Origin of the sequence: Streptomyces sp. GbtcB7 (assembly GCF_019091445.1) — a bacterium.
GTDB lineage: Bacteria > Actinomycetota > Actinomycetes > Streptomycetales > Streptomycetaceae > Streptomyces > Streptomyces mirabilis.
Genome location: NZ_JAGXJM010000022.1, coordinates 53,927 through 66,413, shown reverse-complemented (window position 1 = coordinate 66,413; position 12,487 = coordinate 53,927). Strand labels below are relative to the sequence as shown.

Annotated in this window: 17 protein-coding genes; all 17 read right to left on the bottom strand. The window is 71.4% G+C overall.

Annotated elements, in window-relative coordinates:
* Positions 1-104: 104 nt before the first annotated feature.
* Positions 105-332, bottom strand: coding sequence for a hypothetical protein (locus KVT44_RS32010; RefSeq protein WP_217570601.1), 228 nt, complete (start codon positions 330-332; stop codon positions 105-107).
* Positions 333-369: 37 nt separating this feature from the next.
* A complete protein-coding gene (locus tag KVT44_RS32005; protein WP_217570598.1) occupies positions 370-858 on the bottom strand; it encodes a hypothetical protein in 489 nt (162 codons plus the stop codon).
* Between the two features lie 19 nt (positions 859-877).
* Positions 878-1,738, bottom strand: a complete 861-nt coding sequence (locus KVT44_RS32000; RefSeq protein ID WP_217570596.1) for a DUF317 domain-containing protein — start codon at positions 1,736-1,738, stop codon at positions 878-880.
* A 21-nt stretch (positions 1,739-1,759) separates the two neighbouring features.
* Positions 1,760-2,626: a hypothetical protein gene (locus KVT44_RS31995; protein WP_217570594.1), complete on the bottom strand. Its 867-nt coding sequence runs from the start codon at positions 2,624-2,626 to the stop codon at positions 1,760-1,762.
* A gap of 33 nt (positions 2,627-2,659) precedes the next feature.
* Positions 2,660-3,505, bottom strand: coding sequence for a DUF317 domain-containing protein (locus tag KVT44_RS31990; protein ID WP_217570591.1), 846 nt, complete (start codon positions 3,503-3,505; stop codon positions 2,660-2,662).
* Positions 3,506-3,542: 37 nt separating this feature from the next.
* The gene (locus KVT44_RS31985; RefSeq protein ID WP_217570589.1) at positions 3,543-4,181 is read right to left on the bottom strand and encodes an HAD family phosphatase; all 639 of its coding nucleotides are present in this window, start codon (positions 4,179-4,181) and stop codon (positions 3,543-3,545) included.
* Entirely contained in the window at positions 4,178-5,272 is a 1,095-nt protein-coding gene (locus KVT44_RS31980; RefSeq protein WP_254650176.1) for an MFS transporter, read from the bottom strand. Before KVT44_RS31980 ends, KVT44_RS31985 begins: the two co-directional genes overlap by 4 nt.
* A 74-nt stretch (positions 5,273-5,346) precedes the next feature.
* The gene (locus tag KVT44_RS31975) at positions 5,347-6,573 is read right to left on the bottom strand and encodes an ATP-grasp domain-containing protein (RefSeq protein WP_217570805.1); all 1,227 of its coding nucleotides are present in this window, start codon (positions 6,571-6,573) and stop codon (positions 5,347-5,349) included.
* 104 nt (positions 6,574-6,677) lie between these two features.
* A complete protein-coding gene (locus tag KVT44_RS31970; RefSeq protein WP_217570588.1) occupies positions 6,678-6,974 on the bottom strand; it encodes a hypothetical protein in 297 nt (98 codons plus the stop codon).
* A 93-nt stretch (positions 6,975-7,067) separates the two neighbouring features.
* Positions 7,068-8,309 carry an MFS transporter gene (locus tag KVT44_RS31965; RefSeq protein WP_308314172.1) on the bottom strand — a complete coding sequence of 414 codons (1,242 nt, stop codon included), beginning with the start codon at positions 8,307-8,309 and terminating at the stop codon, positions 7,068-7,070.
* Positions 8,306-8,827, bottom strand: coding sequence for a hypothetical protein (locus KVT44_RS31960; RefSeq protein ID WP_217570586.1), 522 nt, complete (start codon positions 8,825-8,827; stop codon positions 8,306-8,308). Before KVT44_RS31960 ends, KVT44_RS31965 begins: the two co-directional genes overlap by 4 nt.
* Positions 8,824-9,705: a helix-turn-helix domain-containing protein gene (locus tag KVT44_RS31955; RefSeq protein WP_254650154.1), complete on the bottom strand. Its 882-nt coding sequence runs from the start codon at positions 9,703-9,705 to the stop codon at positions 8,824-8,826. Before KVT44_RS31955 ends, KVT44_RS31960 begins: the two co-directional genes overlap by 4 nt.
* Before the next feature lie 30 nt (positions 9,706-9,735).
* Positions 9,736-10,155 carry a hypothetical protein gene (locus tag KVT44_RS31950; protein WP_217570584.1) on the bottom strand — a complete coding sequence of 140 codons (420 nt, stop codon included), beginning with the start codon at positions 10,153-10,155 and terminating at the stop codon, positions 9,736-9,738.
* A 9-nt stretch (positions 10,156-10,164) separates the two neighbouring features.
* On the bottom strand, positions 10,165-10,605 hold the full coding sequence (locus tag KVT44_RS31945) for a hypothetical protein (RefSeq protein ID WP_217570582.1): 441 nt from the start codon (positions 10,603-10,605) through the stop codon (positions 10,165-10,167).
* Positions 10,602-11,078, bottom strand: coding sequence for a hypothetical protein (locus KVT44_RS31940; protein WP_217570580.1), 477 nt, complete (start codon positions 11,076-11,078; stop codon positions 10,602-10,604). The genes KVT44_RS31945 and KVT44_RS31940 overlap by 4 nt, the downstream gene beginning before the upstream one ends.
* Before the next feature lie 111 nt (positions 11,079-11,189).
* Positions 11,190-11,549, bottom strand: a complete 360-nt coding sequence (locus KVT44_RS31935; protein ID WP_217570578.1) for an SH3 domain-containing protein — start codon at positions 11,547-11,549, stop codon at positions 11,190-11,192.
* 187 nt (positions 11,550-11,736) lie between these two features.
* Positions 11,737-12,462 (bottom strand): hypothetical protein, encoded by a 726-nt coding sequence (locus KVT44_RS31930; RefSeq protein WP_217570576.1) that lies wholly within the window; start codon positions 12,460-12,462, stop codon positions 11,737-11,739.
* Positions 12,463-12,487 lie beyond the last annotated feature (25 nt).

The window sequence follows — 12,487 nt, the reverse complement described above, 5'->3', positions numbered from 1 at the left end:
CGAAGACGAGGTTACGTCTTCAGGAGATCCCTGGGGTCCCTGGTGACACAGGTTGGGGCGGCAGCCCCGGCAGGCCATGAGTACCTGCACACAGGCCGTGCTTGTCACTGGCTCACGTCGGCCGGGAAGGAAGCGCCCTGCATGACGTCGCCGGCCGGGTCCTTCTTCGTGATCGCGACGCTGCCGACTTCGTCGGAGGTCTCGGTGGCCGTCGGGGAGGGAGTCGGCTCGGCCGACAGGGCGGAAGCGGCCGGGGCCCAGGCGAGTGTGACGGCTACTGCGCCGGCCAGGGCCGTCGGTCGGAGGACGCTGCGGAAGGTACGGGCGTGCACGAGGTGAGGGACTCATTGGTCTTGATGGGGAGGTGGGTCAGGTCCTTCGGCGGGCAGGCGAGCTGGCAGAAGCGGGCACGTGCCGGGCGGTGCGGGCTGTTGTCCGGGGCGGTGGGGATGCCGGCCAGGAGCCGGGGAACCAGACGGAGCAGTACTGCTCGATCGCGTCGCGCAGTCCGGTGGTGACGACTCCCTCCCACGGGGGCTGGTCGGCCTGGTGGTAGCGCGTGTTGAAGGTGGCGTAAGTGGAGTTGTTCCTGGGGGTGTTCTTGGCTTCGTCGCGACGGTGGAAGGTGCCGTGGTCCACGAAGCTGAGGGCGACGGCGTTGATCTCGCCCCGGTCAGAGTGGACGACTGACGCACGCAGGCCGCCGTAGGTGTCCGCGTAGATGGTGGGCGCAAACTCGATGCACAGGCGCAGCGAGCTGCCCGGGGTGGGAGTGGCGTAGTAGGTGTTGCCCACCACGGTGCTGTGGGGAAAGGGGAGCATCAGCTCGGCGAAGAACTCGCGGGCGTGGAAAGACATTTGGGCTCTCTGGTGCCTGTCAGCGGCGGGGGCCGGGCAAGGCGGGGCGGCTGGTGGTGCTCCAGCGCGGGACGCTGGAGGCGGTGAGGGCTGCCGGGCGGCGGGCGGCGGCGCGCTGGACGTCGAGCGGAGTGGGAGCCGGTGGGCTCGGCGGGAGGATCGGGGTGAGTTGGGCCGTGCCCTGGACGTAGCTGTAGGTGTCCTCACGCCAGCGAGGCAGCGGCGCGGGGTCGGAAACACACTCGGTGACGGCTGTGATCAGGGCGACGGGGGTGTTGGTGCTGGCGGTGACGTACCAGGCGGGGCGGTCGATGGACGTGCCGGCCCACATCTGCCAGCGGGCGTCGCGGGTGGTCAGCTCGGCTTCCGCGTCGAGGCGTCCGGTGGCGAACTCCAGTCCGGCGAACTGGTCGGCGGAGTGGATCGCGAAGACGCCCCAGCGGGGGTGGTCGATCTGCCAGCCCCGCTTGATGAGCGGGACGACCGCGAGGAACGGGTCACGGGTCGTGCTCTCGGGATCCGGTGTCGCGAGGTAGGCGTTCGGGCCCTGCTCGTACGCCTCGGCGAGTGCGGTGGTGAACGCGGTGACGAACTCGGTCGGGCAGGAGTCGTTGAAGCAGGCGCCCCAGGTCGGCGGGCCGAAGGGGTCCCGGTAGGCGTTGATGCGCCACAGGCCGTCGTCCTCGCCTTCGGGGAGGTAGCCGAGGCGGACCTTGCGGTCGGGCGCGTGGACGTAGACGTTGCCGAGGTTGTCGTGCTGCAGGTTCCAGCCGAGGTCGAGGAAGGGCGCGAGGGCGGGGTCGCCGGTCCCCGTGGTGCTGGCGAGGTAGCGCGGGGAGACGTAGACGTCGCCGTCGATGGTGTCGTCGTGGGGTGGCACGCGGCTCCTGGTAGGAGGGGGTCAGCGGGTGCGGGCGGATGCCGGGGGCGGCGGCGCCGCTGCGGGCATGGGTTTGTGGCTGCCGAGCGCGGTGCTGGCGCAGCGGCGCAGTGCGGCCCTCACGGCTCGTTCCTGTTCCTCGGCCGGGCGCTGGTCGAGGAGGACCAGGCCACGGGTGACGGCGGGGTCGAAGGGTGAGCGGGTCCCGAGTCCGACGATCTCTGCCGCCGCCTCGGCTTCGACCAGCACCCCGAATTCGTCCGGGATCCCGAGGAGTTCACCCGCGTGGTAGCGGGCGCCGTCAAGGGCCTGGATGAGGCGGAAGTCGTCGTCCAAGCAGTCGGCGACGATGTCGAGCAGCAGGTGGGTGGCGGACTGCAGCCGGGCGCGGAAATCGGGATCCACCAGCCAGAACCCGTTCGGCTCGGGCGCCGGCGGATGACCGGACAAGGCCCGTTGCGTCACTGCCGCGTTCGGCTGGGGCGTCGCCGGGGGTTGGGGGAACCAGAGGAGGGTGTACTGCTCGATCGCGCGGCGCAACTTCGTGGTCGCGGCTCCCTGCCACGGCGGCTCGTCGCGCTGGTGCCAGTCGCGCACCAGGGCGTAGCCGTCGTGGCCCGGGTAGCGGCCGATGGCGGTGTCGCGGCTACGGAAGGTGTCGTGGTCGGCGAACGTGAGGATCACGGTGTCCAGGACGCCGCCCTGTTCGGCATGGAGGATCTGCAGCCGCAGCCCGTCGTACTCGTCGGCGCCGATGGTGCGGGAGAAGCCGATCCTCAGCCGCAGTGGGGAGCCCGGCTGTGGGGTGGCGTAGTAGGTGTCCCCGATGACGGTGCCGCCGGTAAGGGTGAGCTGCCGGGTGAAGAACTGCTCGGCGTGCAGGGGCATTTCGCGCCCTTTCACATGGGTGGGTGGTGTGGATCAGCGGCGAAGCCCGGGGCGGGAGCCGACCGCCGGTGCGGGCGGGGGCGTGCTGGTAGTCCATCGGCGCACGTTGCGGGCCGGCGTAGCGGCCGGGCGCCGGGCTGCCGCAGCACGCTGGACATCCAGCGGGGTCGGCGTGGCCGGACGTGGCGGCTCGACGGGGGCGAGCCGGACAAGGCTGGCGAGCCGCGGATGCAGGCTGGCCTCGTAGCGAAGGACGGGGGTGGGATCGGCGAGGGCGGCAGCGGTGGCGGCGATCAGATGCTTCGGCGTGCGTGCGGTGAAGGTCGCTTCGGCACGGGTTCCCCAGCCCGGCGGTCCGGCCCACAACGTCACCGCCTCGGCGTCGGGGCCGGTGCTGACGACGTCGATGCTCGCTCCGGCCAGCCCGTCCGGGGAGACGATCTCCACCATGCCGCGCGAGAGGGGCTCGCGGTCCCAGCCCGCGTCGAGCAGAGGCTGTACCGCGTCGCTCCAGGACGCCGAGGGCCTGGTGAGGAAGGAGTCGCTGTCTGCGTCCCATTCGGCGGCGAGGGCACGTGTGAGTCCTTCGACGATCTCGGGCGGCGTGTTCTGGTTGATCCGGGCAGTCCAGCAGGGAGCGGAGACGGGGTCCTGGGCCGCACTGATCAGCCACGTGTCGTAGTCATCGCCGAACCATCCGATGCGGATGCGGTGGTCCGGCGAGGTGATGACGAGCTGGCACGGCCCGACGTCGGGATGATGGTGGGGCCAGTGGGTCACCGGGGCGAAGCTGGGGTCGGCGTGCCCGGGCAGCCCGGCGAGGTAGCGCGGAAAGACGTAGACGTCCCCGCCGGTCCAAAGGTCGTCGTTCGAAGGCACAGGAGTCCTGAGAGGTAAGGGGGTTCGGGGAGGCGGATCAGCCCGGGGTGTGCAGGAGGGCTGCTTCGAGGTCGGCAATCCGGCCGGTGTGGTGCAGGGTCCGCAGGCCCAGAGCGGCTGCTGCGTGGCAGTTGTCGGCCCGGTCGTCGACGAACAGCACCCGCCGCGGGTCGCGGACTCCCGTCGCGGCCAGAACCTGCTGGTAGGCGGCGGGGTCGGGCTTCACCGTCAGGAGCCGGGCCGAGTAGAAGGCGCGGGTCATGAGCCGGCGGCACCAGTCGGTGGCGTCGAGAACATCACTGAGATGAAGCGGGGCGTTCGACAGCAGGAACAGAGGCAGTCCGCTGCGGTGGGCGCGCTCCAGGACGGCGAGGACACGGTCGTCGGTGGTGGTCCACATGGCGGTGTCGGCGGCGCGCAGTTGGCGCAGCAGGCGCGGACCCGGGTGGGCGCCGAGGACCTTGGCCCAGTACGCCAGGTCGCTCAACTGTCCGGCGTCGTACGCCTCGCGGACGTTCCAGAAGGCGCTCTGGAAGCCGGCTAGGTCCTGATCGGGCCAGTCGGCGGTGCGGGCAAGGTGTTGCCATTGGTCGGGGGTGGGCTGGAGGCCGAGGACTCCGTTGTAGTCGAGGATCACGGCGTCCACACCGGTCGGTGTGAGGAAAGTGCTGGTCAAGGGGTGGGGTTCTCCAGGGCTTTGTGGGACAGGGCGGCGACGACGGCCGCGAGCAGGGCAGGCAGCAGCAGCGCGTAGGGCAGGGAAGTGACGGTGGCGAGCGCGCCGATGAGGGCGGGGCCGGCGAGCAGGCCGGCGTAGCCGGTGACCGCGACGCTTGCGACCGCGCGGGGTCCGCCGACTCCGGCGGCGGTGATCAGACTGGGGACGGTGACGGACAGACCCAGCCCGAGCGCCGCCCAGCCGACCAGAGCCGCCGGGACGGTGGCCAGGGTCAAACCCCCTGTGAGGCCGGCCGCGGCGAGGACGGCGCCGGTGCGTACGACCGCCGGAGCACCAAAACGGGCAGTGAGGCGGTCCCCGGCGAGCCGTCCGGTGACCATGGCCGCGCTGTAGAGGGCGAACGCGGCGGCGCTGACGGCCGTCGACGCGTCGAGGCTGTGCAGGTGCACGGCCGCCCAGTCGGCCGCAGCCCCCTCTCCCAGCAGACAAGCCCCAGCCAACGCCCCCAGCAGCCACAACCGCACCCGGGGCAGGCCCTGCGAGTCCTTCAGGTCCGGCGAACGCTGGGCCGGCGTCGGCGTCGGCGTCGGCTCGTCGAGCGCGCCCAGGGAGCGTGCTGCTGGAGCCATCGCCAGAGCGACCGCGGCGACGGCGGTCCCGGTCATGGCGAACAGCCAGGTGTGGGAGGTCTGGGAGGTGAGGGCGGCGAGCGCGGCCCCACCGAGAGCGCCAAGGCTATAAGCGGCGTGCAAGGACCCCATGATGAGACGGCCGAGGTGGCCCTGGCAGCGGACTGCCGCAGCGTTGACGGCCACGTCCAGTACACCGTGCGCGATGCCGAATACGAACGCCCCCAGCGCGAGAGCGGTCGGCGTGCGGCAGGCGCCGAGCACCGCCAGGGCGGCGGCGAGGCCGACGGTGCCGCTGGTCAGCAGCAGCGGCTGACGGGCAGGAACGGCGATGCGCCCGCCGGCCTGAAGGCCGGCGACCATGCCGACGGCGGCGGCGAGGAGGACCAGGGAAAGCCCCGCGGTGCTCAGGTCGGCCGACCGCTGAACGGCCGGCATCCGCGCGCCCCAGACGGCCATCACGACCCCGAGCGCGGCGAAGTACCCGGTCAGCAGACGGCGATCGTGGACAGCCCGGCGAGCAGTCGTCGCGCTCACTCCGCCGAGCCCGGCGCGGAAGTGGTGGCCAGCTGGGGTTCGACCTGGACGGTGAGGTGGCGGTATGCGTCCTGGGAACGGGCCTGGGCGACGGCGGCGGTCGGTCCGGTGGTGATCAGGAACCCGATGCGGGCGGTGAACAGGTCACCGTCCGGCGGCAGCACCAGTTGGTCGCCGACGTCGCGCTGGAAGTGGGCCCGCTCCAGCCACGGCGTCTGCTCGTTGAAGCCGTCGGTGAGGCGGCGGGCAGTGAGGGTGCCCGGGTGGGCGGGGTAGATCATGCGGATCGCCGCCGCACGGCTGCGCGTACGGGTGAGGTCCGGTGCACGTGAGCAGGCGATGTCCGCCGCCGCTCGGGCGAGGTCGACGCCGGTGGCGAGGTGGACGAGGTGGCCGATCATGTCACCGGCGAGCCGGGCGTTGACCTCGATCAGCCGGGGCCGGCCGTCCACCAGACGGAGTTCGACATGGCTGACGCCGTCGGGAACCCCGAGGGCCTTCAGGGCCGCCTGCGCTGCCGGGGACACCGTGGCCAGCAGCGGGTCGACCGCGTCGACCGCGTGCGCGATCTCCTCGAAGTACGGCGGAATGCCCACGGTCTTGCGGGTGACGGCGACCACGGTGGTGGTGCCCTGGTAAGTGACACATTCGACGCTCACCTCCGGGCCGTCGAGATACTCCTCGACCAGCACTTCAGTGCTCTCCACCCCGAGGCCGGCGGCCTGCGCGGCGAAGGCGTACGCGTCCGGCAGTTCTTCAGGGCTGTCGACGCGGATCACGCCGACACTCGCGGCGTGGGAGGCGGGCTTGAGGACCACCGGGTAACCGAGGTGCTGGGCGGCACGGACCGCCTCCTGGATGGTTCGGACGCCGGTCGAGGCGGCCGAGGGCACCGCGTGCCGGGCGAACAGGGCCCGGGAAGTCGCCTTGTTGCGGCAGCCCTGCATCACCTCCGGTCCGGCGGTGGGCAGGCCGAGCCGACGGGCAAGGCGGGCCACGGGCACGAGGTGCCACTCGGTCCACGTCATCACACCCACCACCGGGTGCCGCTCGGCGAGGGCCTGGCCGGCAGCGGAGAGGGCCGACTGCTCCATGGGATCGGCGACTTCCCAGTCCAGGAGGTAGGGGCGTTCCCACGTCGGTTCGGCACCGGTGATCAGGACGACGTCGTAGTGGGCGGCGATGCTCTGAAGGCAGTACGCGCGGTACGCCTCGGCCTCCATATCAGCGGCGGCGACGACCAGGACGACGGGGCGAAACGGCAACAGAAGTCTCCAAGTGGGAACGGGTGAGGAAAGGGGAGTCGGACCGGTGGCTCACCGCCGGATCAGGGAGTGCGACGGCGGCGCAGCTCGAACGCGGAAGCCCAGTGGGGGTCATGGGCGATCAGCTCGCGGGCGTACAGGACCGTGAAGTTGCTGGTCAGCCCCATCACGCCTGACGAAAGGCGCCAGCGCAGGGCTTCGAAGAGGACCTTGAGGCCGATACGAGTGGCCCCCGCTGTGAGCCGGTGAGCAGTCAGCCGCTCCAACACCCGGTAGACGTAGGGGTGTTCGGCGTCGCACGCAAGGAACTGCTCGGTGAATCGTGGGCCGGCCGGCGCGAGAGGGAACAACGTCGACAAGAGGCAGGAAGTCCTGCTGCACGGCGTGGGGCATGGGCATCTGGCTGCCCTCTAGGAAGGCGGACGGGTGGACGGGGCGGGAGGGCGTGAAGGTCAGGCGGCCGAAGGGCGCAGGCCCGGGAGGGTGCGCAGCCGGGTGAAGGCGGTGGCCAGGCCGATGGCCCGCAGGACGGCGCACACACTGATCGCGTGGCCGAGCTGGCTGGGCGGAACGGCGGCGACCACCAGCCCGGCGATCGGGAAGGGCAGCAGGAGCAGCAGGATCGTCAGCGCGAGGGTGCTGCCGAACACGTCGGCGGGGATCAGATGGGAGCGCAGGGTGCGCAGCACGACGGTCATGCCGCCCTCGCCAGCCATGAGGACCGCGATCAGCCCCACATAGGCGGAGTAGGTGCCGGCGAGCGAGAGGGCGAGGCAGGCCGAGGTCGCGATCGCCGCTGAAGCGGCGCCGACCGGCCACAGGCCGTAGCGGTCGATGCCGCGGCGGCACAGGGCGATCGCGATCAGGGAGGCCGCGGCGGCGGCCGACCAGAGCAGGCCGACATCGGCGCTGGAGTGGCCGAGTTCCTGGACGACGATCACGGGCGCGGCTGCCTGGAGGACGCCGATGGCGAGGTTCGACAGCGTCAGCCCGGCGACGAGCCAGCCGAGCGCCGGCAGCGCACACAAGGCCTGCCAGCCCGTCCGCAGTCCCTGTCGTACGACGGCTGGAGAGGCGGTGTGCTGGTCCGCGTGCTTCTGTGGGGCGAGGGTGGCAGCAAGTAGGGAGAAGGCGGCGGTGGCGGCGAGTATGCCGGTGGCGCCGGTGTAGTTGAGGAGCAGGCCGGCGAGCGCGGGTCCGGCCAGGGTCGCCGTCTGGTCGATGCCGAGGAGCACCGACTGCACCCGGTGGGCGCGCGAGCCGACAGCGCGGCTGGCGGTCCCGCCGGCGGTTTCGGCCGCGATGTAGCTGAACTCGGTGAGCACGCCGGTGCCGGCGGCGAGCGCCATGACGGTGACGGTCTCGCCGAGCCCGCCGGTCTGGGCCTTGAGGATCATCGCGGCGGCCAGGACGAGGGCGGCCCGCGCGGTCGCGGCGAGGCGGAAGACGCGGGTGGTGCCGTGGCGGTCGACCAGGGCTCCGGCCACGGCGAAGGCCATCAGTCGCGGCGCCCATTCCAGAGCGAAGGCGAGACCCGTGAGGGCGGCGGAGTGGGTGGTGGCGAGCACCAGCAGGGGGATGCCGTACGTCGTCATGGCGAACGCGGCGGCGTCCATGCTGCGCGGCAGATAGACGCCCCGCAGCAAGGGGGAAACCGGCCGGCGGGAGGGCCGGTTTCCGGGACGGGCTCTCACGCGGCGTGCTCCGTCTCATCCGCTGCGTGGGAGGAGCGGGAGGCCACGGCGTGCAGGACCTGCGGATGTGTCCGGAGCCACTCGGCCAGCGCCGACTGCAGCGTAGGAAGCGCGAAGGCCGCCTCGGCGGGAAGGACGGCGCCCCCGTCTCCGAGCAGTTTCAGGGTGTGCTGGACGCGGGTGACGAAGTCGCTGGCAGTGCTGGGGTATTGGTGGGTGCGGGACCAGCGGGCGGCGGTGTCGTACAGCGCGGCGAGGTCTTCGCCGGCTGGGGTGAGCCGGTAGCGGGCGGTGGCGTGTGGGCCGGCGTGGACCACGCCGAGCGTGCGGGCGACGTCGATGGCGTGGCGCAGCTGGTGGGTGGTGAGGTCGCCGAACGCGCTTCGCAGGCTGCCGCGGCTGCGGCTGATGGGGCCGTTGTCGTCGATCTCGCTGACCAGCCGGATCACTGCTGGCCGGCACAGGGCGTTGATGACCCGGCCCACGTGGGGGTGGTGGAGGATCGCGGTGTTGGTCATCGGCGCGGGCCTCCGGCCGGCGAGATTGCCAGGGGGCGGGCGGGTATCTGGTGGGAGAAGAGGTCGCTGGCCTGCCACGGCGTGGCCGGGGTCTTGGCCGGCAGGGCTGGGGCAGCCACGGCCGGGGGCGTGGGCTGGCGGGACTGGGTGGTCAGCCACGGTCCCGGCCGGGCCTGAGCCGGTGTCAGGGCCTGACCCCACAGCGGGTGGACGTCGGTGAGTGGGCGTCCGGCCGCCCAGGCGGAGAGGGCCTGGTAGACCGGGGCGAGGGCCCGGCCGCTGGCGGACAGCTGGAATTCGCCGTCGGGCGTGACCTCGGCCAGCCCGTCGTCGATCACCCTGCGCAGCGGCGGGTAGACGCGGCTGAGGCTGTAGTGGGGCATGACCTCGGCGGCCAGTGCCTTCGCGCTCGCCGGTCCGCGGGTCTTGAGTGCCCACACCAGTGGCGTCGAGTGCCGCGGACTGATCAGGGCGATCGTGTCTTCGATGTGCTGGGCCACCGGTATCGGCTGCGGCTGAAGTTCGCCGGTGGTCTTGTTCCGTACGAGGGGCTTCTCCAGGTGTGTGTCGCCCCAGGTGGCGAGTGCGGGCAGGACGGGGATCAGGTCGGCGCCGCGGCGGGTCAGGCCGTAGGTGACGTGCCGTGGGGTGTGCTCGGTGCGTTCGACGAGACCGGCGTCGACGAGCTTGCCCAGCTTCGGGTGGAGTTGGCCGTCCGCCAGGAGCACGAGCTTGGCCTTGACCTCGGTGTAGCGCAGGGGCTGGGAGGAGAGGGTCATCAGCACCCACACGCTCCAGCTGGGGGCGAGCATCTGCAGGCTCTCGGTGACGCGTGACAGATCGTTCAGGGTGGTGCGGGACGGACCGGTGGCGGCCAACGGGGTACTCCTCGGACGGGGATGGGGAAGTCAGCGGGTGCGGGCGATGGCACGCGCGGGAGTGGGAACCGGTGCGGCGGACACGGTCGGCTCGGGCTTCGGGTCCGGGGCGGGGACGCGGTGCAGGCCGGCCAGGACGCCGCTCAGGGTCTTGGTGTGGGCATCGCGGGTGGCCACGGATTCGGAGAGGCGGCGGGCGCAGTCGCGGATGTGGCCTGCTGCGAAGGAGCCGATCTCCCGTTCCGGGTCAGCCAGTTGAAGCAGCCGCTGTCGCTGGAAGGCGATGTTGCGTTCGGCGAACTGCAGGTCGGTGAGGCCGGTGATCAGGGCGGCGAGCATGCTGGCGTCGGGGTGGGTGGCGGCGAGGGCTTCGAGGTCGGCCAGCGGTCTGGCGTAGAGGTCCTCGATGCGCTCGGCGATCGTCTGGGCGGTGGCACGGGGTTCGGGCAATCGGGGCTTTCACGAAGGGGGCCTTCGCGCCGCCCCGGCGCGGGCGCCGGCGGCGGGCGGAAGGCCGGTGGGGAGCACCGGCTGGATGAGCCGTACGGGCCGGCGGGTCACCGGGCCGGGCGGTGGCATGGTGCGCAGCAGCCGGCCGAGGGCGGCGACGTAGCCGTCGCGTCCGGCCAAGGCCGCCTCCAGCCACTGCGCGTCGAAGCGAAGGTCGTCGGTGGACAGCTCGCTCATGTCACGGTCGGCGGCGGTGGCCTCGTGGACACGGTCCCGTACCCAGGCCACCTGCTCCTCAGCCACCACGAGGAAGGAGCGCAGCTCCAGCGCCCGCCGCAGCGCCTTGGACGCATCGCGGACGGACGCCTGCGCGTACAGGTCACGCACGGGGGCACCGAACGTCTGCTCCAGCAGGCTGTCTTGGCTGGAGGTCTTGTCGGTCACGCTCACCGGGCCGCTCCTCGTACGGGTGCCTGCGCGGTGGCGGGCACGGACGGTGCGGCGGTGGGCAGGGCCGGGCCCCGGCGGGCGGCGGGCGCCGCGCCCCGCCATGTCCCCGAGCCCCGGTTCCCGATCGCCTGAGGGTCGAGAAGGTGGGCCAGGCTCATGGCACGGCCCGCCCGGACGGTGTGCGCGATGTTCACCATGTCCGCGAGTTGCATGACCTGCTCGGGCAGCTCGACGAATTCACCGTCGGGCACCGTGTCCGCGTGCTGGGCGAGGGCTTCGGCCAGGGCGTCTTCGGCCCGGTCCAGCACCTGCTGGGCCTCGGTGAGCAGCCCGTGCCAGCGCACGATCGTGGTGGCGTCCGGGTGGGCCTGCGGGGCGGCGGCTACCGCACGGCACAGCTCCGCGATCGGCATCTGGAAGCGGGACTGGATCTGCTCGGTGAGGACGCCCAGCACGTCGTCGGCATCGGGCACAGGAAAATTCCTTTCCGTTGGACTCGGGGAGACAGCGCGTGGCACTTCACGTCCCAACTGCCTTACAGACGAGTGCGATTCAGGGACGATTCGGAGAAGGTGGCGGACTGGTTAGTCGAGGCACATGCGGACGTCGCGATAGACGTAGGTCCCGGAAACCCAGCCCTTGACACCGGTTGTCTTGTCGGTGATGTACACCCACTTCGCACCCTTGGTGGTCTTGTGCACCTTGAACTTGTGCGACTTGTAGAGGATGCCGACGGCAGTGGACTTGGTCGTGGCCTTCGAGCGGATGGTCACGGCGTTGGTGCCGTGGACCGCCCACGGAAGGTAGGGGTTGCTGGTGCAGGACGACGCGGACACCGCAGTGGCGACGGACGTCGGCGCTGCGGCGGCCGAAGAAGCCGCCGCGAGGGGCAGGGCGAGCGCACCGAGCAGTGCGGCGGATATCGCAATTCGGGTTGAGCGCATGGGAAATTGAGCTCCATGTCAGGGAAGAAGGAACAGGTAATGCAGGCCGGACAGTTGCCTGTGCGGGCCGGATTCAAGAGTCCGGAGAATCTCCGGTTTCGCTAACCGGAGATGGGGTGCTATGTTTCGCCGCCGCCGATGGCCGTCGGCGTGAATCGCCAGGAAATCCCGGGGCGTTGGGGCAGCCTCAGCGGCCGGGCCCGCCCCGTGGTGTAGGCGGCACGGCGCGCGGCGCGGCCACAGGCGGCGTGAGCTGGCGGGCAGGCGGTGGCACGGTGGGCAGCGGGATGTCGTCGCCGCTCCAGTGCGCTGCCCACCACATCGTGGCGGCCTCATAGGTGGCGAAGCCGCCCTCGCGCAGCGTGTGCGTCCAGGTGTCGGCGTCCACCTCTTCCAGCAGCACCCGGAAGGGCACGGGTGCCCGCTCGTCCAGGGCGCGCAGGAGCACCGTGGTCTGGATGGGCTGCGTCACGTCGTGGGTGTAACTACGCAGGAGGGCGAAGTGATCGCCGTCTCGGCGCAGCCGCTCCTCCAGAGCCCGGGTGGCGTCATCGGCCGGAGTGGTGCCTAGTCCCTCGGGCACAAGGATCGCTTCCTCGGGGCAGCCGCGGGCGATCAGCCAGGACTGGGCCATGGCTGGCAGGGGGAGTTCGGCTCGGTCGAAGCGGAAGGTACGCGTGGCGGCATCGCGCTTGAGGTGCAGGGCCACGATCTGGGGGTCGCCGGGGAAGCCCCAGGTGGCGCTCCGGTCGTGCAGGACGTAGTAACTGTGCTGGTCATCGCCGGTGTGGTGTTCGGCCAGCACGCTGAGCGAGTTGTCGTTGATGGTGATCTGCTGCCAGAACTGCTCGGCAACCCGGTCGTTGACGGCCGCATAGCCGCCAAGGCGAAAGTCAGGGGTGGTTTCGGTCATCGATGCTTTCGGATCGGCGGCAGGA

Excerpts from the sequence above, each read along its gene's own strand:
- KVT44_RS31975 (WP_217570805.1), bottom strand. The coding sequence starts at position 6,573 with ATGGAGGCCGAGGCGTACCGCGCGTACTGCCTTCAGAGCATCGCCGCC.
- KVT44_RS31935 (WP_217570578.1), bottom strand. The coding sequence starts at position 11,549 with ATGCGCTCAACCCGAATTGCGATATCCGCCGCACTGCTCGGTGCGCTC.
- KVT44_RS31930 (WP_217570576.1), bottom strand. The coding sequence starts at position 12,462 with ATGACCGAAACCACCCCTGACTTTCGCCTTGGCGGCTATGCGGCCGTC.
- KVT44_RS31960 (WP_217570586.1), bottom strand. The coding sequence starts at position 8,827 with ATGACCAACACCGCGATCCTCCACCACCCCCACGTGGGCCGGGTCATC.
- KVT44_RS31980 (WP_254650176.1), bottom strand. The coding sequence starts at position 5,272 with ATGGCCGTCTGGGGCGCGCGGATGCCGGCCGTTCAGCGGTCGGCCGAC.
- KVT44_RS32005 (WP_217570598.1), bottom strand. The coding sequence starts at position 858 with ATGTCTTTCCACGCCCGCGAGTTCTTCGCCGAGCTGATGCTCCCCTTT.
- KVT44_RS31995 (WP_217570594.1), bottom strand. The coding sequence starts at position 2,626 with ATGCCCCTGCACGCCGAGCAGTTCTTCACCCGGCAGCTCACCCTTACC.